At 57.5% G+C, this 25396-nt stretch carries 22 protein-coding genes; 12 read left to right on the top strand and 10 right to left on the bottom strand.

From position 1 onward, the window contains the following. Positions 1–6: 6 nt before the first annotated feature. The gene (gene dksA / locus FHR87_RS15470) at positions 7–411 is read right to left on the bottom strand and encodes an RNA polymerase-binding protein DksA (RefSeq protein ID WP_183167616.1); all 405 of its coding nucleotides are present in this window, start codon (positions 409–411) and stop codon (positions 7–9) included. A 707-nt stretch (positions 412–1118) separates the two neighbouring features. Between dksA and FHR87_RS15465 the strand changes: the two genes are divergently transcribed. The 3 genes from FHR87_RS15465 to FHR87_RS15455 all read left to right on the top strand — a co-directional run bounded on the left by FHR87_RS15465 (position 1119) and on the right by FHR87_RS15455 (position 5181). Continuing rightward, entirely contained in the window at positions 1119–1628 is a 510-nt protein-coding gene (locus FHR87_RS15465; RefSeq protein WP_183167615.1) for a sigma-70 family RNA polymerase sigma factor, read from the top strand. A 1-nt stretch (position 1629) separates the two neighbouring features. Next, positions 1630–2580 (top strand): FecR domain-containing protein, encoded by a 951-nt coding sequence (locus FHR87_RS15460; protein ID WP_183167614.1) that lies wholly within the window; start codon positions 1630–1632, stop codon positions 2578–2580. A 168-nt stretch (positions 2581–2748) separates the two neighbouring features. Beyond that, positions 2749–5181 (top strand): TonB-dependent siderophore receptor, encoded by a 2433-nt coding sequence (locus FHR87_RS15455; protein WP_246336058.1) that lies wholly within the window; start codon positions 2749–2751, stop codon positions 5179–5181. 37 nt (positions 5182–5218) lie between these two features. On the opposite strand, the gene FHR87_RS15450 is transcribed toward FHR87_RS15455, so the two are convergent. Beyond that, positions 5219–6922, bottom strand: coding sequence for a long-chain fatty acid--CoA ligase (locus FHR87_RS15450; RefSeq protein WP_183167613.1), 1704 nt, complete (start codon positions 6920–6922; stop codon positions 5219–5221). 432 nt (positions 6923–7354) lie between these two features. Between FHR87_RS15450 and FHR87_RS15445 the strand changes: the two genes are divergently transcribed. From FHR87_RS15445 to FHR87_RS15430, 4 genes are all read left to right on the top strand, one after another. After that, positions 7355–8713 (top strand): (Fe-S)-binding protein, encoded by a 1359-nt coding sequence (locus FHR87_RS15445; protein ID WP_183167612.1) that lies wholly within the window; start codon positions 7355–7357, stop codon positions 8711–8713. A gap of 160 nt (positions 8714–8873) precedes the next feature. Then, positions 8874–9839, top strand: coding sequence for a DNA replication terminus site-binding protein (locus FHR87_RS15440; RefSeq protein ID WP_183167611.1), 966 nt, complete (start codon positions 8874–8876; stop codon positions 9837–9839). 252 nt (positions 9840–10091) lie between these two features. After that, positions 10092–10328, top strand: coding sequence for a hypothetical protein (locus tag FHR87_RS15435; RefSeq protein ID WP_183167610.1), 237 nt, complete (start codon positions 10092–10094; stop codon positions 10326–10328). Positions 10329–10484: 156 nt separating this feature from the next. Then, positions 10485–10775 (top strand): DUF6156 family protein, encoded by a 291-nt coding sequence (locus FHR87_RS15430; RefSeq protein WP_183167609.1) that lies wholly within the window; start codon positions 10485–10487, stop codon positions 10773–10775. Between the two features lie 99 nt (positions 10776–10874). Here the strand turns inward: FHR87_RS15430 and FHR87_RS15425 are convergent, their stop codons facing one another. Further along, complete coding sequence (locus tag FHR87_RS15425) at positions 10875–12929, bottom strand: TonB-dependent receptor (protein ID WP_183167608.1); 2055 nt, start codon at positions 12927–12929, stop codon at positions 10875–10877. Between the two features lie 192 nt (positions 12930–13121). Between FHR87_RS15425 and FHR87_RS15420 the strand changes: the two genes are divergently transcribed. Beyond that, positions 13122–13346, top strand: a complete 225-nt coding sequence (locus FHR87_RS15420) for a DUF3203 family protein (protein ID WP_183167607.1) — start codon at positions 13122–13124, stop codon at positions 13344–13346. Positions 13347–13450: 104 nt separating this feature from the next. Then, on the top strand, positions 13451–15844 hold the full coding sequence (lon, locus tag FHR87_RS15415; protein ID WP_183167606.1) for an endopeptidase La: 2394 nt from the start codon (positions 13451–13453) through the stop codon (positions 15842–15844). 106 nt (positions 15845–15950) lie between these two features. Here lon and FHR87_RS15410 read toward each other — a convergent pair whose 3' ends face one another. The 4 genes from FHR87_RS15410 to FHR87_RS15395 all read right to left on the bottom strand — a co-directional run bounded on the left by FHR87_RS15410 (position 15951) and on the right by FHR87_RS15395 (position 20031). Then, positions 15951–17303 carry an amidohydrolase family protein gene (locus FHR87_RS15410; protein ID WP_183167605.1) on the bottom strand — a complete coding sequence of 451 codons (1353 nt, stop codon included), beginning with the start codon at positions 17301–17303 and terminating at the stop codon, positions 15951–15953. 46 nt (positions 17304–17349) lie between these two features. After that, on the bottom strand, positions 17350–18477 hold the full coding sequence (locus tag FHR87_RS15405) for an SMP-30/gluconolactonase/LRE family protein (protein WP_183167604.1): 1128 nt from the start codon (positions 18475–18477) through the stop codon (positions 17350–17352). A 111-nt stretch (positions 18478–18588) separates the two neighbouring features. Next, complete coding sequence (locus tag FHR87_RS15400) at positions 18589–19749, bottom strand: L-dopachrome tautomerase-related protein (RefSeq protein WP_183167603.1); 1161 nt, start codon at positions 19747–19749, stop codon at positions 18589–18591. A gap of 60 nt (positions 19750–19809) precedes the next feature. After that, a complete protein-coding gene (locus FHR87_RS15395) occupies positions 19810–20031 on the bottom strand; it encodes a hypothetical protein (protein WP_183167602.1) in 222 nt (73 codons plus the stop codon). A 329-nt stretch (positions 20032–20360) separates the two neighbouring features. Here FHR87_RS15395 and FHR87_RS15390 point away from each other — a divergent pair, with 329 nt between their 5' ends. The 3 genes from FHR87_RS15390 to cmoB all read left to right on the top strand — a co-directional run bounded on the left by FHR87_RS15390 (position 20361) and on the right by cmoB (position 22572). Beyond that, positions 20361–20759: a protease inhibitor I42 family protein gene (locus tag FHR87_RS15390; RefSeq protein ID WP_183167601.1), complete on the top strand. Its 399-nt coding sequence runs from the start codon at positions 20361–20363 to the stop codon at positions 20757–20759. A gap of 113 nt (positions 20760–20872) precedes the next feature. Continuing rightward, on the top strand, positions 20873–21616 hold the full coding sequence (cmoA, locus tag FHR87_RS15385; protein WP_183167600.1) for a carboxy-S-adenosyl-L-methionine synthase CmoA: 744 nt from the start codon (positions 20873–20875) through the stop codon (positions 21614–21616). Continuing rightward, complete coding sequence (cmoB, locus tag FHR87_RS15380) at positions 21613–22572, top strand: tRNA 5-methoxyuridine(34)/uridine 5-oxyacetic acid(34) synthase CmoB (RefSeq protein ID WP_183167599.1); 960 nt, start codon at positions 21613–21615, stop codon at positions 22570–22572. The genes cmoA and cmoB overlap by 4 nt, the downstream gene beginning before the upstream one ends. Before the next feature lie 28 nt (positions 22573–22600). On the opposite strand, the gene FHR87_RS15375 is transcribed toward cmoB, so the two are convergent. From FHR87_RS15375 to FHR87_RS15365, 3 genes are all read right to left on the bottom strand, one after another. Continuing rightward, a complete protein-coding gene (locus FHR87_RS15375; RefSeq protein WP_183167598.1) occupies positions 22601–23119 on the bottom strand; it encodes a c-type cytochrome in 519 nt (172 codons plus the stop codon). Positions 23120–23141: 22 nt separating this feature from the next. Further along, positions 23142–24413, bottom strand: a complete 1272-nt coding sequence (locus tag FHR87_RS15370) for a carbohydrate porin (protein ID WP_183167597.1) — start codon at positions 24411–24413, stop codon at positions 23142–23144. Positions 24414–24769: 356 nt separating this feature from the next. Then, on the bottom strand, positions 24770–25372 hold the full coding sequence (locus tag FHR87_RS15365) for a DUF938 domain-containing protein (RefSeq protein ID WP_183167596.1): 603 nt from the start codon (positions 25370–25372) through the stop codon (positions 24770–24772). Positions 25373–25396 lie beyond the last annotated feature (24 nt).

Raw genomic sequence — 25396 nt, 5'->3', positions numbered from 1 at the left:
TCTTCCTCACACATCGCGTTGATGTCGTTCGCGTAGTTCCTGGCGCTCCTTGGCTTCGATACAGAGCGTGGCAGTCGGGCGCAGCAACAACCGGCGCAAACCGATCGGCTCGCCCGTCTCACGACACCAGCCGTACTCTCTACGAGCCAACCGCTCCAGCGCTTCATCAATCTTGTCTAGCAGCTTCTTTTCCCGCTCCAGGACGCGTAACTGCCATTGGCGCTGCTCTTCGGCGCTGCCAATATCCGCCGGATCGCTGCTGGGCTCCTGCTCGCGCAAGGCAGCGAACTCATCGTCGATACGGGTTTGCAACTCGGCACGCTGGAGTTGCAGCAGGTTGCGGAAAAACTCCTGCTGCTGTTCATTCATATAGGCTTCGATGGGCTGGGCAAGCAACTCGGCTTCGGTCATAAGGCATCCTAATCAGAAAGTCCTTATAAAAACGTTATATCATAACAACAAGACTGCGCAAGCAGACAATCCATGCCTCGAAATGGGAAAACCGCCTGCCTCGATTACCGTTTATCGAATCAGCGGAACCAGCAGAAAACGTTCAGGCACAGTTGGCAAAGCAGCGACAAAGCCAATATCACTGCCATGCTGGCCAATCAGTGGATACATAATAGAAATAACTGCTCGTCGGCTTGAGGCAGGACCTTTGGTGATTGACCGATCACGGCACTGAACCGCAAGAGTTCAGCGAGCAGGATGCGTCATGGTGTGACTAGTAGTCGCAGAAAGGTCTGCTGTGTCAGGTCAACAACATCGCTGCCATCGCCCAGTTGGCGCTGCAAGCAGCGCTCTAGTCCAGCCATGGCACTTGCTGCAATGGCTCCGTACCTACTCTCAATACAAATCATCAAGGCTCGACATAGCCAGTCACCATTCGATATTCTTGAACACAAATGAGATGAGTTCTCATTTTGTGAGATGCGGTGCCCAACTGACAATCCTGATACTCCGGGATTACTCAGACATGCGAACAGACGCAGGCAGAAATGACGAGTAAACATTCATCCAGTTGCAAGGGCTGGAGGTAGTTGTTACCGCCTTTCCCGCAGTTCTTCGATTGTTATCAAAATACGGCTTATCGGCCGAGCTTATCTGGAATGACTCGAATGCTTTCTTCCGATATCACAGTGCAGCAAGCCGTTAGCGACCTTTATCAGCAACATAACGACTGGCTCAAATCCTGGCTGCGTAAACGCCTGGACTGCTCGGATAGCGCTGCCGACCTGGCTCAGGATACATTCATGCGCCTGCTCGTCAGCCGCAAAGTGTCCGATCTGCAAGAACCCCGCGCCTATTTGAGCAGCATTGCGCGTGGCCTGTTGATCGACCGTTATCGCCGTCGAGCCCTGGAACAGGCTTATCTGGAAAGCCTGGAGACCCTGCCCGAGCCGCTGGATATTTCGCCGGAAGCGCGTGCCCTGATCATGGAAACGCTGACCGAGCTCGACGCCATGTTCGACAGGTTCAGTGAGCGCACCCGGACGATCTTCTTCATGGCGCAGCTCGATGGTCTGAGCCATGTCGAGATCGGCCGGCAGCTCGGTGTCTCCACCAACACGGTGCGCAAGCATCTGGTCCAGGCACTGACTCAATGTCTGCTGCTGATGGAAGATTGAGGTGAGACAATCACTCGATCACAGCACACTGGAAGCGGCGGCACGCTGGTATGTCGACCTGCAGGCCGCACCGAATTGCCATGCAACCCGCAAGGCTCATCGCCTGTGGCTGGATGCCGACCCCACGCATCGCCAAGCCTGGCTACGCGTGGAAAAGTTACAGCACAAACTTGGCGTGCTGCCTTCACCGGTTCTTCATTCCACCTTGCGTGGCGCCGCCCAGGTGCGGCGACGCGAAATGCTCAAACTGCTGACCCTGCTACTGGCGACCAGTGGTGGCAGTATCGTCGCTTGGCAAAACACGCCCTGGCGCAGTTGGATGGCCGAGCAACGTACCGCTACCGGCGAACGGCGCACACTGCGCCTGGCCGACGGTGGCTTGCTGGAGATGAATACCAACACCGCACTGGATATCCGCTACAGCGACCGACAGCGGGAAATCCATCTGTATCGAGGAGAAATTCTGGTCGAGACCGCCCCCGATACGCTGTCTCGCCCTTTCGTTGTGCAAGTTCCGCAAGGCACCATTCATGCGCTCGGTACGCGCTTTCTGGTACGCAGTATGGAAGAGAGAGCCACGGTTGGCGTACTTAAGGATGCCGTGGAGATTCGTCCTAAAGCCCTATCCGACTCACTTATCCACCTGGATAAGGGGCAGTACCTGGAATTCTTTGCCCATCACGCCAGTACCATCGAACCGCTTGCCGGCAATGCCGATGCCTGGACCCACGGCATGCTGATCGCCAGCAACTGGCGGCTGGACGATTTCATTGCCGAACTGACGCGCTATCGGCCTGGTTATCTGGGCTGTGCCGAGTCAGTAGCCGGCTTGCGAATTTCCGGCAGCTTCCAACTGGGTGATACCGATGTCGTGCTGGATAACCTGGCTGGCACCCTGCCGTTGAAAGTCAGTCGTTTCACCCGCTACTGGGTTCGTCTCGAGTCGCGTTGAGCAGCCCGGTTACCGCTCTACTCTTACTCATTCAGGCAAGACGATTCATTCAGGCCAGTAGGAATTTTTTATCGCAGGGGGTTGTTGCTTTCAAATCTCGTTAGGCTTAATAAATGAAAATATCAATCAATACGATTGCTGAGCATTTATGGATCATCCAAATTCGCCATGAATAGACAGTCGAATACCAGCAATCAGCGCTCTTCTCCTATCTCGATCGTGTTGCGGCCGTTGGAGCAAGCCATCCATCTGATCATGGCTTGCACGATCCTCGGCATGCCGATGGCAGGCATGCTGGTCCATTTGACAGCCTGGGCACAGACCGCCGAATCTTCGTTCGACTTCAACATTTCTGCCGGCTCGCTAGAGACAGCGCTATCTCAGTTTGCCCAAAAAACCAACATAACGCTTTCATTCGATCCGGGTGCGACTCGCAACCGCCATTCGAATGGTCTTAAGGGACGCTACTCCACCGAATCGGCATTGCAGATGTTGATCGATGGCAGCGGGCTGACAGTGATACGCCACCCTAACGGCAGTTATTCTCTGCAAACATCAGCCGAAAGCAAGATGGAGCTGTCTTCCATCGCCATCGTCGGTTCTCAGACCGGCACCCGTAGTAGCTATCGTGCCGGCCAAACCTCCATCGCCGACAAGTTCAATACCCCCTTCATCGAGCAGTCACAAACCTCCTACGCCATTACCCAGAAAACGCTGGATGACTTCTCGGTAGACAATCTCGAAGATACGATCAAGTTCGTTCCCGGTATCACCATTGGCAATAACTTCGGCGGTACCCAGGATTCGCTAGTGAAACGCGGCTTCGGCGGTGGCACTGACGGCTCGACCCTGCGTGATGGCATTCGTACCAGCCGGGGACGCCACTTCGAGAAGGTCACCACCGAACGGGTGGAAATCCTGAAAGGTCCGGCGTCGCTGTTCTACGGCATGCAGGAGCCAGGCGGGGTCATCAATATCATCACCAAGAAACCCACCTACCACTGGCGCAGCACGGTTGGGGCCGAGACGATCAACGAAGGCGGTGGCCGCAGCTATTTCGACCTGTCCGGCCCACTGGGCGAAAGCGGTTTCGCCTTTCGCCTGATCGGGCAATACAAGGACCAGGATTACTGGCGCAACTATGGCGTCGACCGCGACAAGCTGGTCGCGCCATCGTTGGCCTACGAAAGCGAGAAATTTTCCTTCAACCTGTCGTACGAGTATTCCGACTACAGCAGCGTTCTGGATCGTGGCGCCTTTTTCTATCAAGGGCACCACGTCGGCGACCGGCACCATCGACTGGACGAACACTGGACGCGGATCACCGGGCAGCGCCAATACGCCAACCTGACCACGGAGTACCGCTTCTCCGACAAGTCGCGCCTGCGCTTCATCTATGGCTGGAACAAAGACGCCTCCAGCGATTACCAAGCCGACCCGAGCACCTACAACCCGGCGACCAGGGAACTGCGCCGACGCTTTCGCAGCAATCCGGATTTCAAGAAAAGCCGTAACTACGCGGCCCTGGACTGGCTCACCGAGGTGGAACTGGCCGGCATGCGCCATGAGCTGATTCTCGGCGTCGACAGCGAGCGCCACGATGAGTCGACCGCCAAGTTCCTGCAAGGCCACAACGTAGGGGGATTCAACCCGGACTCGCCCCGTTACGGCAATCTACGCCCCGTCGCCCCATACAACGCGGCTAACAGCGATCAGCGCTCACGGGTAAGGATGCTTTCTGTGTATGGCAAGGACACTATCCATCTCGATGAGCACTGGATACTGTCTTTGGGCCTGCGTCACCAGAAGTTTCGCCAGAACGATGGTCAGGGGATTCCCTACCAGGTCGGCACGGATCTGAACAAGAACAGGAATCTGCCTTTCGCCGGCCTGGTCTACAAGATCAACGACAATTTTTCACTGTATGGCAACTACAGTGAATCCTACAAGCCGAACACCATCGAGGCCGGAAACCAGGTACAAAACGGCAGCAAGCCGGAAGAAGGCCGCCAGTACGAGTTCGGTTTCCGCTATGACAACAGCAGACTGTCCAGCCTGGTTACCTGGTACAACATCCGCAAGAAGAATATCCAGACCAACGGGCTCATGAACGGCAGTTTGGCTACCCAAACCATCGGCAAAGCCCGCTCGCGCGGCCTGGAAGCCAACCTCAACGGACATTTGAATGAGCGCTGGGATGTGATTTTCAACTATGCCTACACGGACGCGGAAATCACCAAGGATCCCGCCAATGAGGGTAACGATCTGGTCAATGTCGCCCGCAATGTCGCAGGCGGCTTCGTCTCCTACGACGTGCCGCAAACCTTCCTGCCCGGCTCTTTGCGCGTTGGTGGCGGCGCCCGTTACGTCGGTCGGCGCAAGGGCGATGTAGCCAACAGTTTCGAACTGTCTGGCTACACGACTTACGACGCCTTCGTTTCCTGGTCGATGCCCAATACGATCGGCAAAATGACGCGGATGCAGTTGAACATCGAGAACCTGACCGACAAGAAATATTTCATTTCCAGCGGTGAAACCGCCAATCGGGTCTCCTGGGGAGCGGAGCGCATCGCCACGTTTTCGGCGAGTGTGGATTTCTGATCGAGCACTTGGCCGGACATCGTGCTGGGTGGCTGCGTTACTCCACCACCTTGCTTCGCTGGCGTAACTTTATCAGCTCCTCATCTCTGAGCTCGCGACGCAGGATCTTGCCTACATTGCTGATCGGCAGGCTCTCGCGAAACTCGATATATTTTGGTCGCTTGTAGGCAGTGAGATTGTCTTTCATATGCTGCAGGACGTCTTCGCTCGTCAGGGCGGTGCCCGGTCTGGGCACGACGAAAAGCTTGATTGCCTCACCAGATTTTTCATCCGGAACACCAATGGCCGCACACTGCATGACACCTGGCAAGGTAGCCAGCACATCCTCCAGCTCACTGGGATACACATTGAAACCGGAAACCAGGATCATGTCTTTCTTGCGATCGACAATACGCATGTAGCCATCGGCCTGGATCACCGCGATATCGCCAGTCTTCAACCAACCATCAGCATCAAGCACTTGCGCCGTGGCTTCCGGCCGTTGCCAATAGCCCAGCATCACCTGCGGTCCTTTCACGCAGAGTTCGCCAGCCATGCCGACAGGCAGGGTTTCACCCTGTTCGTCGATAACCTTGCAGAGCGTCGAGGGCACGGGAATACCGATGGTTCCGGGCTGGATGCGCTGGAAGGGGTTCACCGACACCACCGGGCTGGTCTCGGTCATGCCATAGCCTTCGGAAATCGCACAGCCGGTCATCTCCTTCCAGCACTCCGCCGTGGCCAGCTGCAAGGCCATTCCACCCGCAAACGTCGATCTCAAGGCGGAAAAATCCAGCAAGCGAAACGCTTGGTTATGGCACAGCGACGCGAACAAGGTGTTGAGCCCGACAAAGCAGGTAAAGCGGTGGCGACGCAGATCTTTGATGAAAGCCGGCAGGTCGCGCGGATTAGTAATCAGCACGTTATGGGCACCAATCAACACCATCACCATGCAATGCAGAGTAAAGGCATAAACATGGTAGAGCGGCAGCGGCGCTATGGCAGTTTCGCAACCATCACGCAATTCCGAACCGACCAGTGCACGGCACTGCAGCATATTGGCGATGATATTGCGATGACTGAGCATGGCTCCCTTGGGTACGCCCGTGGTGCCGCCAGTGTATTGCAGAATGGCAAGCTCATTGGGTTCGGAGTCGGTTTCGGTCAGGATCTCGCCCTGTCCAAGGGATAAGGCTTTACGGAAAGGCACGGCATGCGGCAGATGGTAGGCCGGGACCAGCTTTTTCACATGCCTGACCACGGCATTGACCATGAACCCCTTGAGCATCGAGAGCATGTCACCAATTTCGGTAATGACTACATGCCGGATATCCGTTGCCGGCAGCACCTCTTGCACCCGATGAGCCATATTGGCCAGACAGATCAGCCCTCTGGCACCGGAATCCTTGAATTGCTGCTCCATTTCCCGCGCGGTGTACAGTGGATTGGTGTTGACCACGACCAGCCCTGCTCGCAGGGCTCCGAACACTACGATGGGATACTGGATAACGTTGGGCAGTTGGATGGCGATACGATCCCCAGGCTTGAGGTCAGTGTGCTTTTGCAGGTAAGCCGCAAAATGCCCGGAAAGCTCGTACAGTTCGTGGTAAGTGAGCGATCTACCAAGGTTGCTGAAAGCAGTTTTGGAAGCGAAACGCTCGCAGGACACACGAAGGACAGATTGGATATTGCGGTATGTCTCGGGATGGATCTCGCTCGAGATCCCGGGCGGATATTTATCCATCCAGAAGTTATCGGTCATGGGGGCCCCGTACCTGCTGAAATAAAAATCGAAACTGGAAATTGGCTTTTTTGTTATCTGCCCTACGTTATTCTGTCTCGTCTATCCGAGCGGATAACGGATGCAGTGAAGATCAGTCCGGTCGGGTTGTCGCAGAATCACATGAATACATCGTGTTGCAATGCGTCGAAAGTGACCTGCTAGTGCTCCATAAACAGTACGGATAACGTGTAGCGATTGCGACAAAGGCTCTGCTACAACGACTCTCGCCATCCATTTCTCAACCGGTTTTCCATTCTGGTCAATGACTTAAATAATGATCTGGCATATGGTTCAGGTCTTGCTTGGCTTTCTGGAAACTCACTTGCATGTACCTTACCGAATTATGAGTGCTTGTCCTTATTTATTCTTTCAACTGGTTCCGATCCCTATCCATGAAGAGGAGTGCAATCGATGAAAACCTTCCTCGATTGGTCCGCCTATAAAGATGCCGGGATGGGCGATGCTTATGCAGATATCCCCAAGCATGGTGGCGATTTTGCCAAGGCCATAGCAGCCTGTATCAACAGTCGCCAGTGCGAAGCGCAAGGCAAACAGGTGATGTGCCCGAGTTTTCGTATCAGTGGCAACCAGAATCTATCCACCGGCGGCCGGGTAGCCTTGCTCAAGGCCGCCTTGAACAACGACTTGGCGGAACAGGCCCTGGCGAATCCGGTATTGGCCGAAGCCATGGATCTCTGCGTCGCCTGCAAGGGCTGTAAGCGCGAGTGCGAAGCCAACGTCGACATGCCGCTGATCAAGACGGAATTCCTTGCCCAACGTGCAACTCGCCAGGGACTAAGCGTGCGTAGCCGGCTCTTTGCCCATACACCGCGCTGGCTTCATCGTGCACCTTGGCTGAAAACACTGGTGCACTGGCGCAACGGCAGCCCGGTCCTGGCGCGCTTGTCGGAACGCTTTTTCGGGCTGGCCGCCGACCGTCCGATCCCTGCCCCGGCGATGCAGTCATTCAACGCACCAGCCGTACAAGCGCAAGCCAGCATTAGCGGGGAACTGCCTGAAGTGGTCCTGCTTGTGGATACCTTCACCCGCCATTTTGAACCGGATATTGCCCAAGCAGCGTTGAGCGTATTGCACGCCGCCGGCTATCGCGTACTGATCGCCGAGCCGGATGCAGCCAGTACCGAGCCAGCCCGCCCCTTGTGCTGCGGCCGAACCTATCTGGCCCAGGGCATGGTTGAAGAAGCACGTACCGAAGCAAAGCGGCTGGTCGATGCCCTACTACCACACGTTGCCGCCGGCCGTATGATCGTCGGCCTGGAAGCCTCTTGTGTCCTCGGCCTGCGTGACGATGCGCAAGCCCTCGGGCTGGGCGAAGCGGTCGATATCGTGAGCAAGCAGACGCTGCTGTTCGAAGAGTTCCTGGCCAAGGAAAGCATGGCCAAACGACTCGAACTCCCGCTGCAAGCATTGCAGACCAATGAAACCCTGGTCCATGGTCATTGCCACCAGAAAGCAGTAGGCGCCATGAAAGCCATGCGCCGCGTGCTCAAGATGATTCCCGAGCATGATTTTTCCTTGATCGAAGCGGGTTGCTGCGGGATGGCCGGCACGTTCGGCATCGAGAAAGAACATGCGGCAATGGCCAGTGAAATGGCTGAACAGGCTCTGCTTCCGGCCCTGCGCGAAAAACCTGAGGCACGCGTGATAGCCAATGGCTTTTCCTGCCGCCAGCAGATGCGTTCACATGGTGATTCCAGACCTCGGCATCTGGCCGAGCTGTTACGGGATGCGCTTGCCGCCAAACACTGATCCTTTTGCCATCCCGTATCTTCGTGTCTAAAGAAAAGGTAAGAAGGTAGCCCCAAGGCTGGAGCAGATAGACTCTGTGTCCAGCCTTCGGCTGCCCGTCCAGTCAAAGCCTCGGGCGTATAGTCGAAACCACCAATGGATATAGCCGGACGAGTGCGCCATGAACCTTTATCTCAGCCCTGCACAGGGTGCCAAGGAGTTGATTTTCAAGCTTGATCAAGGTTTGGAAACACTGGCGACCATGCTGAGACATAATGCCGAAAATATTCGCATCGATGCTCTTTACGAAATTCCTCTGCGCAACAGTCCCACCGTGGATAAAGCCGAACCCATTCATGTCAGGTCCTTGACCGATCAAGAGGCGGTCGACCTCACAATCGAGGTACTGACCAGCATCTGGTTACGGTCGGCGCAAAGCCCCAAGGAAACACTACGCGCTCCCGGAGCGATTGCCGTCCCGGATCTGATGCTGGAGCAGATCAATGCGACCAACAAGCTGCGGATGGAACTGTTCGAAATTATCAAACCGCTCGACCAGCAAGCCCGGATCGATATATGGCGCGCACATCCAGCCATTGCGAGCCTTCAAGCCCTACGGGTGACTCCCCTGCTTTCCAAGCCTTTCACACTGCGCTTCTATTGGGATACAGGTGCATCTATCGAACGCAAGCGAGTTATGGACTTGATCCAGGTTTATGACGAACTTCTGTTGAAAAACCACGGCTATCGGCCATCGCTGCAAAGCCTCGCAGAGGAATCGGGGGATCGGAAACTGGTCTTTGCGATCGACATGCTGGAGCGATTGATGCCTGATGAGCAGGTAGCTATTTACAGACCTGTCACGCCACATATTCGAGCGCGTGTTCGTGACGGCGAAGAGCCCGGCTATATTTGTTCCGCGCCTATTCCCTTCGTTTATAGCCAGTCGTCTGCGCCTCCACGCATCAAACCGTTGCTGGACTACAAGCCTGTGCTGACACCCGGCAAACGCTCGATACGAGCTCAACTCATGGATGAGCCCTATATCGATTCGATGAATATCTATCGATATATGGAAATGTATCGCAAATTCGGCCCGGTCGACTCCAAAGACAGAACCAGAAACAAGCGAAAAAACATCATCTAGCAACGTTTCCGATTTACCCGGATATGGCAAAATCCTACTGAAACAGTCAGATATCACGGAGATTTTTGACATTTTCCAGTTTTCCGACAAAAAACCGACCAACGACAAGCACGATTTTTCAGGGTGGTAGTCACATTAATCGGTAACTAGAAATCGCAACGCGAAGTACGAAAGGCGTTTCTGTTTTCCACAATCGCAATTAAGACAATAAAAACAGGTAAACATAAAGACTGATATGGTCAAGGAGTTGGTATGAGTGAAGAAAACAACGCAACAGGATGGCAAGTTTTCTATACAGAAGCTCGGACTAGTTTTGTAACTACCGACAAGACGATTGCCGATAACTGCCTGAAGGACGGGGCAACAGTCATTGAAACTGCTCTTGCACAATCACCCAATGCAGTAATGGGTGAAACCAAGATGGGCGACATTCCACTTGTAGATACAGCAGGCTTGGCTGGCTGGGTTACGCATTCAGGCGTTTACTGACAGTAAGTCGAAGGCGCGGCAGGGTAATCCTGCTGTGCCTTGTTTTTTACATACACCATCCTAATCCTTCTTTACCTGCTGGAAAGCCAGGAATTCAAAATCGTTCCGATTATGCGATCATCGGCTCCCCTGAAACCGGTCACGGAACGAAAATAGATGAACCATGATAGCTGTCGCTATTTTGTCACCTATAGCGGCATCAAACTGCCACTGAAGCTAACAAACGAATTGAGCGAGGCGAGCCTGAAAAATCGCAATACGTTCTTTCGCGGTTACTTCGACTCGCAAGAGCGCGTGGTCAAATTGGAGAAAATCGTCTACGGCGAGCTGGAAATGCAGCACGTCTACACGTATCACGAAAACGGCACACTCCAAAAAGCGGAAATAACAGACTCGGATGATGAGCTCGTTGTCCTGAGCTTCGACGAAAACGGGCAACCTGTCTGATTCCATATAACCTGTAGTCCCTGCTCTCCCATCATCTCGCGACCGCCATCATCGCCTGGAAAGAACCCTTTATATCGTAAACATTTTTACGAACAGATCCTAAAATGACATCCGAACGCCCAACGTCAGGTTGCGACCCGGCATGATGACGTCGTCCTTGATATAGGAGGTGGTATTGCGCCATTTCTCGTCAAGCAGATTGTTGCCCTTCAAGTAGATAAGATAATCGGCTCGGCTCAGATAACCACTGTAGCCAAGGCCGGCATTGAGCATGTTGTAACCTGAGGTTTTCGTTTCGTAATCCGCCACCTTCTCCTGATGGTGAACGTTGTAGAACTCGAGCTGGCCATTGAGCGCAGGCGTGAAGCGCTGTTCCACCCTTACCCCCAGGCGGTCGGAAGGAATCCGTGGCAGGTCGCCACCGCCATCGCGCAGCTTGCCACGCACATGATCGCCGAAGAAGGTCAACGCAGTAGCATCCGTGGCTTGGAAACGCAGCTCGCCCTCGGCGCCGGTGAAGACAGCGTCTTCCTGGCGGTATTGCAATTCCCGGTAGCCAGTAGCTCCGAGGTCGCTACCTGTATAGGCACCATAGATATAGTCGCTGATGGTGTTGCGATACAGACTGACGGTGAAGGTGGTGCGTCCGGCAAACTTGCGCAAGGTCAGCTCGGTATTGTGGGCAGTTTCCCTGTCAAGACTCTGGTCGCCCAGCTCGACGGTGCGCGTTGCCGCATGTGGACCGTTGGAGTACAACTCTTCGACCGTCGGCAAGCGCTGCGAACGGGTATAAGAAAAGCCGAGGGAATATTCCGGAGCAAATGTCCAGACCGTACCAGCCGACAGCGACGTACCATGGTGACTGCTATTAGGATTATTCTCAGCGACAATATCCTGCCATTCGTGACGCCAGCCCAATTCATAACGCCAGTTACCGGTGGTGTACTCCTCCATCAGAAATACCGCATGGTTATGGGTCATGGTTTGCGGCACATAGGCTTCTTCACCGGAGGATTTGAAGTCGCGGCGCAGGGTCTGCCCGCCAAGCGTACCGCGCCAACCGAAGATCGGTTTGTGAGTCAACTCCAGGCGTCCATCGGTAGCCTTGCTTTCGTATAGCGTACTGACTATGCCGCCTTCCATTTCCTTGTGCTGGTAATCGTTGTGAGCCATTCGTAACCTCACCCGCTCGAAGCCGGGCAAGGGATCGCTCAGCTCACCGCGCAGATCCCAGCGTTTCTGGTCCAGATCGATATAGGGTACGCCTTCGCCAGCGTGCTCTTCGTGGTGATCCTCTTCGCCATGTTCAGCGCCTTCCTCTTCATGATGGCCATGCTCTTCTTCGGGCTCGCAGTGCCAACCACCAGCTTGGTGGGAACATTCGGCATGTTCATGCCCAAGCAACCCGTACTGGTTCTGCTGTTCACTGTACGCTACCCCCAGATAACCGCGATCACCGATGAAGCTGCCGCCAAGGGTGAAAGTGTGATTATCGTTGTAGGAACCTTTTTCCTTGCTCGGCGAACCTGGGATCTCGTAATCGTCAGCCTGACGCTTCATGCCTTCCACACGTACCGCGAAGTTACCTTTGCCAGCAGTAATGCCGACTGCTCCCGCACCTTCGTTGGCGACTGTATTGGTACGCAGCTCCAGTTCGCCTTCGTAGCCCTTTTCAGGAATGTAAGTAGGAATTTTCTTGTCGATTACGTTGACTACGCCACCAATCGCCCCGCCGCCATACATCAGGGTCGCCGGGCCCTTCAGTACTTCGATACGCTCGGATAGCAACGGCTCGCTGGTCACCGTATGGTCAGGACTGATGCTGGATGCATCCAGCACATCGACGCCGTCGCTCAAAATCTTTACCCGCGCACCGGCCTGGCCACGAATCACCGGTCGACCAACGCCAGCACCGAAGCTGCTTGAACGCATGCCTGGCAGCTTCTCCAGCGTCTCCCCGATGCTGGCCTCACGACTTTTTACCAGTTCATCCCCCTCCAACACCTCGGTCGGTGTGACCATCTGGTAGCGCTTGCTGGCCAACGCACTGGCGCTGATCACGGTTGATTCCAGTTCGAGCGCATCATCGGCCCAGGCACCAGGAACCAATGCCAAACTAACGGCCCAGGCGAGAGGGTTTAGCGTCAATCTCATCGGGGAAAACTCCAGACAACAACAATAATTGCCTTCCAGGCAAGCGACAAAGGCCAACCATGTGAAGATTTGGCAGTTAATCTAGATGTTATATCATAACTATTTATTTTTAGGGACAGCCATTGATCCTTGCAAATCAATTGTGGTCGCAATAGTGACGGTTCACTAAAAAAGCTTGCAGGAGACACGATCATGATCGTGGAAATCGATGGCTCTACCCGCGCCTGCTCCTTTTGCCTCGGCGGCAAGGTTTATCGCAGCCTGCTCGCTGATACGTACCTCAGTACCGATGCAGATGCGCGCATGTCGGTACTGAACATCCCAGGTATCAGTGTGCATATTTCCGCAGAGCAAGCCGAACGCCTGGCCGATGCCGGAGTGAAAGACAAACGCAACGTTCTGGCCATGGAAAAATAACCGGGAAAAGCCTTTCGGATTGAAAGGCTTTTCTCCTTTGGCCCGGTTGAAAATCGCAGGGCGCGCCCCATCTTGGAATCACACATCATATCCAAGGAAGCCGCATGACTGACGAGATCAGCCCTGACCACGAGCGCGCCCCCGAACACGAAGTCATTCCCAACGGTCTTGCGCTACCCGATCAGACTTTGCCCGACAAGCTCTACGTCATTCCCATCCACAACCGCCCTTTTTTTCCTGCACAGGTGCTACCGGTCATCGTCAATGACGATCCTTGGGCAGAAACCCTGGAGCGTGTGGCCAAAACCCAGCACCAGCGGATGGCACTATTCTTTGTCGATAACTCATCGGCAGACTCTGCTGCGTTCGACCCGGACAGCCTGCCCAGACATGGGACCATGGTGCGCATCCACCATGCCACACGTGAAGGCGGCAAATTGCAGTTCGTCGCCCAAGGCATGGCCCGCGTACACATCCGTGGCTGGCTGCGGCGCAAGCCGCCGTATCTGGTGGAGGTCGATTACCCGAAAAGCGATGAAGACCAGCGCGACGAAGTCAAGGCCTATGGCATGGCGCTGATCAATGCCATCAAGGAGCTCTTGCCGCTCAATCCGCTGTATAGCGAGGAGTTGAAGAATTATCTCAATCGCTTCAGTCCCCACGATCCCTCGCCACTGGCTGACTTTGCTGCTGCGCTGACTACCGCACCTGGCCTGGAACTACAGGAAGTACTTGACTGCGTGCCGATCCTCAAGCGTATGGAGAAGGTGCTGCCGCTCTTGCGCAAGGAAGTGGAAGTCGCGCGCCTGCAGAAGGAGTTGTCCGCCGAAGTGGATCGCAAGATCGGCGAACGCCAGCGCGAGTTCTTCCTCAAGGAGCAGCTCAAGGTCATCCAGCGTGAGCTGGGCATTACCAAAGACGACAAGAGCGCCGACGCCGACGAGTTCCGCGCCCGCCTGGAGGGCAAAACCCTGCCAGCGGCAGCGCAGAAGCGCATCGACGAAGAGCTCGATAAACTGTCGATCCTCGAAACCGGATCGCCCGAATACGCCGTCACCCGCAACTACCTGGATTGGGCCACCAGCCTGCCCTGGGGCGTCTATGGCAAGGACAAGCTCGATCTGAAGCGTGCGCGCAAGATCCTCGACAAGCACCATGCGGGGCTCGACGACATCAAGAACCGCATTATCGAATTCCTCGCGGTCGGCGCCTTCAAGGGCGAGATCAGTGGCTCCATCGTCCTGCTGGTGGGGCCCCCCGGAGTGGGCAAGACCAGCATCGGCAAGTCGATTGCCGAATCGCTGGGCCGGCCATTCTACCGCTTCAGCGTCGGTGGCATGCGCGACGAGGCGGAAATCAAGGGCCATCGGCGCACCTACATCGGCGCCATGCCCGGCAAACTGGTGCAGGCACTCAAGGATGTCGAGGTGATGAACCCGGTAATCATGCTCGACGAGATTGACAAGATGGGCGTCAGCTACCAGGGTGACCCAGCCTCAGCGCTGCTGGAAACCCTCGATCCCGAGCAGAATGTGGAGTTTCTCGACCACTATCTGGACCTGCGCCTGGACCTGTCCAAGGTACTGTTCGTCTGCACCGCCAATACCTTGGATTCAATCCCGGGCCCGCTGCTCGACCGCATGGAGGTGATCCGGCTGTCCGGCTATATTGCCGAGGAGAAGCTGGCCATTGCCAAGCGCCATCTGTGGCCCAAGCAATTGGAAAAGGCCGGGGTCACGAAGGAACACCTGGCGATCAACGATGCAGCCCTGCGCGAAGTGATCGAAAGCTATGCGCGTGAAGCCGGCGTGCGGCAACTGGAAAAGCAACTGGGCAAGATCGTTCGCAAATCGGTAGTCAAGCTGCTGGACGCACCGGATACCAAGGTCAAGGTTACGGCCAAGGACCTGGAAAACTATCTCGGCAGCCCGGTCTTTCGCAACGAGCAGGTACTTTCCGGCGTCGGCGTGATCACCGGCCTGGCCTGGACCAGCATGGGCGGGGCCACACTGCCCATCGAGGCGACGCGCATCCACACCCTGAACCGGGGCTTCAAGCTCACCGGGCAACTGGGCGAAGTCATGAAAGAATCGGCTGAAATCGCCTACAGCTATGTCAGCTCGCATCTGCAGGACTACCAGGGCGATCCCGAATTCTTCGACCAAGCCTTCGTTCACTTGCATGTACCCGAAGGTGCGACACCGAAGGATGGCCCCAGTGCCGGCATCACCATGGCCAGCGCCCTGCTCTCGCTGGCTCGCAACCAGGCGCCGCGCAAGAGCGTGGCAATGACCGGCGAACTGACCCTCACCGGCCAGGTATTGCCCATCGGTGGTGTACGCGAGAAGGTGATTGCCGCCCGCCGGCAGAAGATCTTCGAACTGATCCTGCCGGAAGCCAATCGCGGGCATTTCGACGAATTGCCGGCCTATCTGAAGGACGGCCTCAAGGTGCACTTCGCCCGGCGCTTCGCAGACGTGGCCAAGGTGTTGTTCTGAGAGGCCCGCTCGCCGGTATGGCACCAGCGAGCAGGTTGCTCAAGAGACGGCGAGTTATATAACCCGCCGTACATTCATGGCACTTATTTCTGGAACACAGCCGGATTCAGGGCACTACCGGCCCGGAAACCAGCTGCCCGCGCTGCCAGACCGCCTCGATTTTCTCCAACTGGCGGATATCCTGTACCGGATCGCCATCGACCACGATCAAGTCGGCGCGCTTGCCCGGCGCGAGTGTGCCGCGATCATCCAGGCCCAGCAGGGCAGCGGCATTCTGGGTAGCCAGCGTCAATGCCTGCAAAGGCGTCAGCCCGGCCTGCACGATCAACTGCAGTTCACGATGCTCGGCAAAACCGGGAATCCGCAGCGGCATGGCACCTGAGTCGGTACCGAAACCGATCTTCACTCCGGCATCGTACAGGCGCTTGAGATTGTCCAGATTGGTCTGCAGCGAAGCCTTGTCCACCTTGACCTTTTGCGGATCAGCCAGCACCTTGGCGCGCCAGGCGGGGTCGTCGAACTGCGCGGCCAGCGTCGGTTGCAAGGTATTGCGGAAAAACACCGACTTCATCCATTCCGGCTGCTCGGCATAGACGTAGAACGCCTCATCCAGGTCCAGCGTGGAAATGTACCAGGTGCCCTTTTCCTTCATCAGCGTGATCAACTCGTCGTCCACCGGCAGGTCGCGTACGCCATGGGCGAGAATGTCGGCACCGGCGGCAACCAATCGCTTGGCGTCGTCCAGATAATAGACATGCGCGGCCACCCGCAACCCCTTCTGGTGTGCCTCGTCGATTACCGCCGTGTAGATCTCCGGCTTCATCTTGTGGGCCAGGGTGTGATGGAAATCGTCCACCCAGACCTTCAGCAGATCCGGCTTGCGCGTGGCCATCTCGCGCACGGCCGCCCGCGCCTCTTCCGGCGTGGTCGGACGATACAGCTGATCGGGGCCGACATTCATCGGTGGCGCACCTTCCGGCACGCCGATACCACGGTCGGCACCAAATGTATCGGCACCCGGCAGGATGCCCGCGTGTGCCTCGGCACGCAGCGTCTGGAACAACGGGCCGTTAAGACCCAACGAGGTTACGGTGGTGACACCATAACGCTGGAACTGGCGCAACTGGCGTTCGATGTTGCTGCGCGTGAAGTTCTGCGGCCCGGCAGTGAGGCCATCGATCATGCCCAGGTGCGAATGGTCGGAAATCAGTCCGGGCAGCACGGTTTTGCCAGACAAGTCGATGATTCTGGCGTCCTTCGGTAACTTGGCCTGCTCGTCAGTATCGACTGCAACGATAAGGTTGTCCTCGATCAGCACGGTGGTATTTTCCAGCGGCGCGCCGCCTTTGCCGTCGATCACCCGAGCATGTTGCAAGGCGACTGTGCCAGCCTGGGCAGCGAAGGCGGACAGCAGCCCCGCCGTCAATAGCGAAAGCCTGAACATACGCTTCATGGTCATTCATTCTCCTGTGGAAAAGGGGGAAGTCCTTTCGGGGAAACACCGGTCATGGGGTTTTCTTGTGGACATGAGGAGCGGTCAGCTTGAAGGAAAAAAGGTAATAAGGCGGCTGGCGCGCATCAGTACCCTGATGGAAACCGGGTAGGCGATCTACCTGTGCAGCCACCATGTATACAGTGCCATCGGCCGTGATCGAATAGGCATCCGGCCAGTCCAGGCGCGGGTCGGTCAAGGTCCAGAGAGTCCGGCCATCCGGCGTTTCGGCGCGGATCGAGTGAGTCTGGATCTCCGATAGGTACAGAGTGTCGTGCTGATCCATGGCGATACCCCCTACCGGCGGCACGTCGCGATCGACTTGCACGCGTCGCTCCAGTTCGGCACTACCCAGGCTGGTATCGAGCAAGTCGGCTACCGCGACGCGATACAGCCTTGGCCCGAACGGAGCCATGAAGTACAGGGTCTTGCGGTCCGCCGACAGCTCGATCTGGTCGGCATGGATCTGTGGTGACTTGCCATCGGCTCCCGTCAGCGGACGGCCATCCACCACCGGCACAATGCCCGGATCGGCCTTGGTCAATGCACTGTCCGCCAACAGGCGGCGTACCTGGCCGGAATCACGATCCAGCACCAGCAACGCACCGGTGCCCGACTCGGTCACAAAGGCATGCCGACCCAGTACCCGAACGTCATTGAGATAACTGTTGCGCGGCGCAACCTGAGAACTGAAGGGGTAGACGCGCAGTACCTGGTTCGTCGCCAGGTTGATCTCCACCAACTTGGGTCCGCCTTCGACGCTGGGTCCGAAATTCGGCGTGGCCGGATCGACGACCCACAGGTGGTTCTCGCTGCGATCCACATGCAGCGAGTTGACAGAAACAAAGTGTCGAGCGGGGTCGTCGCCCGGTTTCCAAGTGTTCCAACCATCGCCCGGATAGGGGGTCAAAGCGCCATCCTTACCCACCAGGGCTACGCTCGGCGTGCCCTCGGCCCAGCGTGGAAAGTTGGCAAAAATACGCCCATCGTCGGCGACGGCAATGCCATTCCAGGTGTACTGGCTACTGGTCGCCACCAGTTGCAGCTGCGGGGCGGGAAGCTCGGGCGAAGCCGACCATGCCGCGCCTGCAAGGCTGGCGGACAAGCCCAGCAGGGCCAGGTGAAGTGTCAGGCTTTTCATGAAGAATTACTCCTTGGCGAGGTTGTCGCAGGGGGACGCTCCAGTGCGTCCACAATCGGAATCCGTGCCAGCCTGATGGTGTAGGCACAGACAATCGAAACCGATAAGGATTCATGGTGTAAGTGAGGATGCATTCAAACGCGGCGGTGAATCGATTGGCGCACGTATCAGCAGATAGGGAGGCTGGCGCAGGTCTTGGCCAGCATTGAAGCCTGGCAGGCGATCCCACTGCCCCAGCGTGACGTAGACATGCCGGTCGGTGGTGTAGATACCATCGGGCCAGACCAGGCGCGGGTCGCGCAGCACCACATCGAAATGCCCGTCCGGCCAGCGGCGCAGGATCGCATCGTGCTCGCCATCGGTAATGTAGAGGCGATCCTGCGGATCGGTAGCCATGCCGTCGGCGAAGCCCTTCTCACCCAGGTCGACGACGGCGGCGGCCAGCTTCGACTCATCGGCGCCGAAGTCGGAAATCATGTCAGTCGGGATGCTGTACAGCCGGCGGCTGCTCAGCGGTGCGAAATAGAGGGTTTTCGAATCGGCGCTGAGCGTGATCGCATCGGCTCCCCCCAGCGGAAAGGTGGGATGCTGGGGATCGTAGCGCATCGGCTTGCCGTCCAGGATGGCCATGAAGCCTGCTTCCGGCTGGGTGGAGACATGCTCGGCCAGCACGCGCCGCTGTCGGCCACTGGCAATATCCACCACCACCAGCGCCGGCGAAGTACCGAACGAGGAATCACTGATATAGGCCGTTCCTTTGGCGCCGTGAGTGAGATCCACGCGCAGGTCGTTCATGTGGCTGTCCTGCAACAGCGCCGGCGCCTTCAGCACCACGCTGGCAATCGTCTGGCGCGTCTGTGGATCAAAACCGACCACCTTGGCCGCACCGTCGGGGATGCCATCGATGCGAGCACGCTTGCCATCGTCGATCATCCAGAGATTGCCCTGACTATCGGTGGTCATGCCATGCACCGAGACCAGCTGCTCGGCAGCCGGACGTGCGGAGGGCAGACTCGTCGCCGTATCCGGGAAGGGCTCCAGCCGGCCGTCTACCAGTTCGGCCAGGGTCGCGCCCCGATGATCTTCGGCATGCCGTGGAAAGCCTATGAATATCCGCCCTTGTGGTGTCACGGCAATACCTGACGGCCCCGGACCATCGAAGCGAGCGATCACCTCCATCGATCCAGCCGGTATCGCGGCAGGATCGGCGGCCTCACCGGCTGCGACGGCCAGAGGTAGGCAGGCCATGGCCAGCATTCGAATATGCCTCATGGTTGAGTCTCCTGATTACATATTTCAATGATTCGAGATCGCGATGCGCGAAAGCTGGTATCAATATGCCAGTCGCAAGCTGCGTATCGATACCATGGCGATGGCAAGGGCAATGGCGCCCAGCTCTGGAGAATGCTGCAGCGGTAGCGGCCAGAGCCCAGGCAGACATTCGCTCAGGATGCTCGAGAAGGATTTCGTGGAGAGATTTGCAACAATCAGGTAATCCGTATCCTGTCGGTGCAGTACAGACTTCATCCAGGGAACGGCGGGCGTGCCAGTCATCCCAGAGCTGTGTGTCGGCACAGGAGATATGCCGACAAGCAAAGTCGCGTTTCACTATATTTTTCAGGGCAACGTGCTTACGGAGCTTGGCCTCGCGGCGCTGCCTGAACGGCTCGTGCATACCTGCCTCGGGAAACCTTACAACTGATAGCAATCCTTTACTGGCTTCACCATAACGCTGTCGTATATAGCGATCAACCGACAACTGTTGCGGTTGGCTGCGTAGCCAATAATCCTTGCGCTATCCTGCACAGCCTGTAATCGAAGAAGAACTTGGGCTCTACCGGACCTGAAGTTATCTTTGCACAACGCCTATCCGGACAGATTCCATGCCTAACGTTCGCCTGTTTTGCTCCGCCACATTGCTTGGCACACTCAGCGCCTGCAGTTCCAGTCCTTCTTCGGGACCGTCGATAACCGTCAGCCAGGACAAATCCTGTCCGCTCGAATTACGCCAAGGCGAAACCATGGTTCTCAAACTGCCGAGCGATCCATCGAGCGGTAACCGCTGGAATTTGCGGGAAAGCTCCGACGAGCTATTGAAGAAGCTCGGCCCCGAGGTCTACAGCAACTCGGAGCAGGACCCACTCGGCGGTAAAGGCACCTCCACCTGGCGCTTCCAGGCCACTCATCCAGGCACCGGCCGCTTGCTGCTGACTTATCAGCGCCCATGGGAAGTCGGTGCCGAACCAAGCGGGCTGTTCGACTGCCGGATCGTTGTGAAGTGATTTACCGGCAATGAGCATCCTTGCTGCCGATGTAAATGTGCAAGGCTGCAGGCATCTGAAGCCTTGCATTTTCGCTACAATGCCGCCTTCAGCCACACTCCCATAATGACACCGTGACCCACGATCCCGATCGCCTGTTTGCCCAACCACTCGCCCCGGTACCGGACTTTGTCTTCAATGAAGATGTGGTGCGGGTCTTTCCCGATATGATCAAGCGTTCGGTACCGGGTTATCCTGCCATCGTCGAAAACATCGGCGTACTGGCTGCGCACTTCGCCCAACCCAATACCCATCTATATGATCTGGGCTGCTCGCTCGGCGCCGTTACGCAAGCTCTGCGCCGCCATGTGCAAGCCGAACGCTGCCGGGTGGTCGCGGTAGACAACTCGCTGGCCATGGTCGAGCGCTGCCGCGAATACCTGAGCGCGCAGGATTCGATGTTCCAGGAGTTGTTGCCGGTACAGGTAGTGGAAGCCGATATCCTGAAGCTCGACTTCCAGCCAGCTTCGCTGGTAACCCTGAATTTCACTCTGCAATTCATCCCCGTTGAGCAGCGCTCCACCCTGCTCGGCTGCATTCACCAGGCCTTGCTGCCGGGAGGCGCGCTGATCCTCTCGGAAAAGCTGTGCTTCGCGGATGCGAGCACGCATGAGTTGCTCAACGAGCTGCACTTCGCCTTCAAGCGCGCCAACGGCTATAGCGAACTGGAAATCGCGCAGAAACGCAGCGCCATCGAGAACGTGATGCAACCCGACAGCCTGGAAACCCATCGCCAGCGCCTGCTGGACGCCGGCTTCAAGCAAGTCCTGCCCTGGTTCCAGTGCCTTAATTTCGCGTCACTGATCGCCTTGCCATGACCTACAACTTCGACTCCCTGGTCCGCCACCTGGCCGGAACCCCTCTGGCAACCTGGGCACAAACCCTGCCCGCCTTGCTCGCCGACAAACTGGCGAGCGGCCATGGCGACCTGCCGCGCTGGCAGGCAGCAGTGGATGCCTTGCCAGTCCTGCTGCCGGAACGCATCGAACTGCTCGATGGCATGCACCTGGACGGTGAGTGTTCCACCTCGCAGCGCCAGCAGCTGGAGCAGGCACTACGCGGCCTGATGCCCTGGCGCAAGGGACCGTTCGAGCTGTTCGGCGTGCATATCGATACCGAATGGCGTTCGGACTGGAAATGGCAGCGAGTCGCACCGCACCTCGATCTCATCGGTAAGCGTGTGCTCGATGTGGGCTGCGGCAATGGCTATTACCTGTGGCGAATGCTCGGCGCTGGCGCCGATTCCGTCGTGGGCGTCGATCCCAACTGGCTGTTCTTCTGCCAATTCCAGGCGCTCAAACGCTATCTGCCAGCGCTGCCTGCCTGGCATCTACCCCTGATGTCGGAAGAATTGCCGGCAAAGCTGGAGGGCTTCGACACCGTATTTTCCATGGGCGTGCTCTACCATCGCCGTTCGCCGATCGATCATCTGCTGGAACTGAAGGACTGCCTGCGGCGAGGTGGCGAACTGGTACTGGAAACGCTGGTTGTAGAGGGTGACGAATTCACCGCTCTGGTGCCGGAGGACCGCTACGCACAGATGCGCAACGTCTGGTTCCTGCCCTCGGTGCCGGCACTGGAACGCTGGCTGCGCCGCGCCGGCTTCGAGGAGGTGCGCTGCGTGGATATCAGTGTCACCCGTCTCGAAGAGCAGCGCAGCACGGACTGGATGCACTTCCAGTCACTGCCGGATTTTCTCGACCCGGACAACGCGGACAGAACCATTGAGGGCCTTCCGGCACCTACCCGGGCGATCCTGATCGCCCGCAAATGATCGTGAATTACCTGAGCGACGCCATCGCTCAGGGCTGGTCTTCCTGCGCCAAGGCGCGGATATAGAGCACAAGCTGCCACCTTTCGACCTCGGTCAGGTATTCCCCGTAGGAGCGCATCGCAGTAATCCGCATACTGCGACCCGGGCGCCCGAGATGCTGCGCGCCCTGGCGCGCCGGGTAATGGAGGTCGCCGGCGCCCTTCTCGATCACCCAATAAAGCTGGCCATCGGAAATGGCGTCCATGGTCTGCGCGCAGCGAAAATTGCGCGGCGGCGGCACAAGATGCTCAGCAGCCGGACTGCGGCCGTCGCCGTGGGCGCCATGGCAGATGATGCAGGGCGCCGGACGCGCATCACTCTCGTACAAACGCCGGCCCATCGCCAGGTTTTCGGCGGTTTTCGGCAACGGGTTAACCCGTGTCAGATAGCTTGGCGGCGCATCCTGCGTCTCCCGTGGCTCGGGACACTGGCCCGCGCTGGAGGCGGCTTGCGCCGAAGCGATGCCCAGCACCATGGCCAAGCCAACGACATGGAGACCCGTACTCATGCTTGGACTCATCTCGGCCTCCTCAGAAACTAATCTTGTGACGCAGCCCGATTATCCGCGCGCTATGCAGCCCGGGGTCGGTACTCGGGTGGCGGATGTACTGCACGTTGAATTGCAGACTCATCCATGAGGTCAGCGGCAGCCAGTGGCTCAGTTCGTACGCCACTTCTCGGCTGGTGACTGGCTCCCCCGCCGCCCGCTGGGCATCCTTGAAGGTGCCGCTGTTGGAAGCCAGCGAAATGCCGAAGCCGGTCACATCCTCGTCGCGTCCCGGCAGCAAGCCGGTATAGACGAGCCCGCCGCTGGCCGACCAGCGCAGCTGGTTAACCTTCTTGTCCGCCAAACCCAGACGCAGGAAGCCGCTCAAACCCTGCACACTCTGATCCGGCTCGCGGAACAGTTCGCCTTCGATCAGTGCGTAGGCGCCCTGCGTGCCGCGCTCGCGCCGCGGGTTTCCCTCCGCATCGACGTCGCGCAGGTGGTCGAAACGGGCGGTGTAGTACCAGGCGCCGACTGCGGCATGCAGAAAGCGCTTGTGCTCATCGGCATCGTGCTGAATGCCGGCTTCACCCAGGATCAGCGCGCCATCGTTACCGCCCAGATGCACTTGGGTGCCATGCGGCTGCTTCGGATCGCCGGCAACGCCGTCGAGCACCGCAACTTGCAGATAATGCTCCTGCGTCGGCTGGACCCTGACCCGCACGCCCAGGCACGAGGTTGGATAAATACAGGGACCGTTGAGTCCGGTCTCCGAAAATTCGATCCCGGTGCCGAAACCACCGTTCATGAAGATGCCTGCCGTCTCCTTGACATCGAACTCCGAGTCAGCTGCATACAACCCGGCCAGGATGGCCAGGCGATCATCGAAGAAGCGCTGCTCGAACCAGGCTTCATAGAGCTTGAAAGTGTCGACGCCAGTAGCCAGGTTACTCGGCGCATGGATCGATCCGGCCGAGTCGATTGGATCACGACCACCATAGGGAGTGATGCCATGTACGAACAGCCTGCCGCCACGCCAGCCAAGCAGGCGCTCGAGATTGACCGATAGGGTTGGCTCCAGCAGACCAGAGTAGCTGCGATGCCGGTCGAGTCCCCCTTCGACAATCGCCATCAGATCGGCGGTATGATCGAGCCCGATCTCGACACCACGCGCCGCCAGCGCAGAACGGAGTCCACCCCAGTCGCCCGTCAGGTTTTCGCTAAAGACGGCCGCTTCCTCCATTTCGATAGCCGGCGCCCCCTGTACTGCCATAAGCAACAACAACGAGCCGGCCCACCCAGAGGCAGATTTCATCACAGCTTTTCCACCGTACGTAATCACAGTCTCTCCACTGCAAACGCATCGGCTTCGTCTCTGCACAACGACGGCACAAAGCCACATGACACATCTCGACCGGATCTCCCGCAGGCGATGCTCGGCATCGCGGCGAGTGATCCACACGGCTTGGCCCTCGAACCAACCCCACTCAGGTGTCGATACTGTGCGGTAAAAAAGTGGTGTGACTATTGATAAATGACAATACTTATCATTTCAGCAAAAAAAGACATTAGACTGGCCGTTAAAAACGCGAGCGAGGCGCCCCCAAAAACCAAAATGACCGAAGCGCACTAACAGCCGAAGTATTACGCAGATCGTTTTTCAACGGCCTGTCAGGCAGTCTTGCGCCAGCACAGCAGGCGGTTGTTGGCTGGCATGGCATGATCAGCCAAAGTTTCGAGCCCAACGGTACGGGCTAGGTGCTGGATCGCCTGTGCATCGCGCAGGCCGCTGGCCGGGTCGCGCCGGCGCAGCATGGCGTCGAACTCGGCATTGCTGGCGCTGGTGTGACGCCCGCCATAGTTGAAGGGACCGTAGAGGCAGAACACCCCAGCCTTCGGTAGCAGCCGGCCAAGCCCAGTGAATAGACACTCTACCTGCGGCCAACTCATGATATGGCTGGTATTGGCCGAAAACACCGCGTCTACCGCAAGCACCAGCCAGTGCAACTGCTCCACGTCGAGTTCCAAGGGCTCACGCAGGTTGGCCAGCCCCGCCTCGGCACGCCAGGCACGGATACCGGGCAGGTTTTCCGCCCGGTCGCTGGGCTGCCAGACCAGCCAGGGCATTCCAGCAGCAAAATGCACCGCATGCTGGCCCGTGCCGCTACCAATTTCCAGCACCTGTCGAACGTTGGCAAATTCCTTCTGCAATACAGCCAGGATCGACGCTTTGTTGTTCTCGCAGGCTTGCGAAAAGGGCTTTTCCCGGTTCATGTGAAGACCTCGACAGATTGAACG

Source organism: Azomonas macrocytogenes (genome assembly GCF_014191985.1).
GTDB lineage: Bacteria > Pseudomonadota > Gammaproteobacteria > Pseudomonadales > Pseudomonadaceae > Azomonas > Azomonas macrocytogenes.
The sequence above is the reverse complement of the archived record's forward strand: the minus strand, read 5'-3'. Positions and strand labels throughout refer to the sequence as shown.

Bases quoted from the DNA above. Each gene is read 5' to 3' on its own strand.
- dksA (WP_183167616.1), bottom strand. From the start codon at position 411: ATGACCGAAGCCGAGTTGCTTGCCCAGCCCATCGAAGCCTATATGAAT.
- FHR87_RS15465 (WP_183167615.1), top strand. From the start codon at position 1,119: ATGCTTTCTTCCGATATCACAGTGCAGCAAGCCGTTAGCGACCTTTAT.
- FHR87_RS15455 (WP_246336058.1), top strand. From the start codon at position 2,749: ATGAATAGACAGTCGAATACCAGCAATCAGCGCTCTTCTCCTATCTCG.
- FHR87_RS15450 (WP_183167613.1), bottom strand. From the start codon at position 6,922: ATGACCGATAACTTCTGGATGGATAAATATCCGCCCGGGATCTCGAGC.
- FHR87_RS15445 (WP_183167612.1), top strand. From the start codon at position 7,355: ATGAAAACCTTCCTCGATTGGTCCGCCTATAAAGATGCCGGGATGGGC.
- FHR87_RS15440 (WP_183167611.1), top strand. From the start codon at position 8,874: ATGAACCTTTATCTCAGCCCTGCACAGGGTGCCAAGGAGTTGATTTTC.
- FHR87_RS15435 (WP_183167610.1), top strand. From the start codon at position 10,092: ATGAGTGAAGAAAACAACGCAACAGGATGGCAAGTTTTCTATACAGAA.
- FHR87_RS15430 (WP_183167609.1), top strand. From the start codon at position 10,485: ATGAACCATGATAGCTGTCGCTATTTTGTCACCTATAGCGGCATCAAA.
- FHR87_RS15425 (WP_183167608.1), bottom strand. From the start codon at position 12,929: ATGAGATTGACGCTAAACCCTCTCGCCTGGGCCGTTAGTTTGGCATTG.
- FHR87_RS15420 (WP_183167607.1), top strand. From the start codon at position 13,122: ATGATCGTGGAAATCGATGGCTCTACCCGCGCCTGCTCCTTTTGCCTC.
- lon (WP_183167606.1), top strand. From the start codon at position 13,451: ATGACTGACGAGATCAGCCCTGACCACGAGCGCGCCCCCGAACACGAA.
- FHR87_RS15410 (WP_183167605.1), bottom strand. From the start codon at position 17,303: ATGACCATGAAGCGTATGTTCAGGCTTTCGCTATTGACGGCGGGGCTG.
- FHR87_RS15405 (WP_183167604.1), bottom strand. From the start codon at position 18,477: ATGAAAAGCCTGACACTTCACCTGGCCCTGCTGGGCTTGTCCGCCAGC.
- FHR87_RS15400 (WP_183167603.1), bottom strand. From the start codon at position 19,749: ATGAGGCATATTCGAATGCTGGCCATGGCCTGCCTACCTCTGGCCGTC.
- FHR87_RS15395 (WP_183167602.1), bottom strand. From the start codon at position 20,031: ATGACTGGCACGCCCGCCGTTCCCTGGATGAAGTCTGTACTGCACCGA.
- FHR87_RS15390 (WP_183167601.1), top strand. From the start codon at position 20,361: ATGCCTAACGTTCGCCTGTTTTGCTCCGCCACATTGCTTGGCACACTC.
- cmoB (WP_183167599.1), top strand. From the start codon at position 21,613: ATGACCTACAACTTCGACTCCCTGGTCCGCCACCTGGCCGGAACCCCT.
- FHR87_RS15375 (WP_183167598.1), bottom strand. From the start codon at position 23,119: ATGAGTACGGGTCTCCATGTCGTTGGCTTGGCCATGGTGCTGGGCATC.
- FHR87_RS15370 (WP_183167597.1), bottom strand. From the start codon at position 24,413: ATGAAATCTGCCTCTGGGTGGGCCGGCTCGTTGTTGTTGCTTATGGCA.
- FHR87_RS15365 (WP_183167596.1), bottom strand. From the start codon at position 25,372: ATGAACCGGGAAAAGCCCTTTTCGCAAGCCTGCGAGAACAACAAAGCG.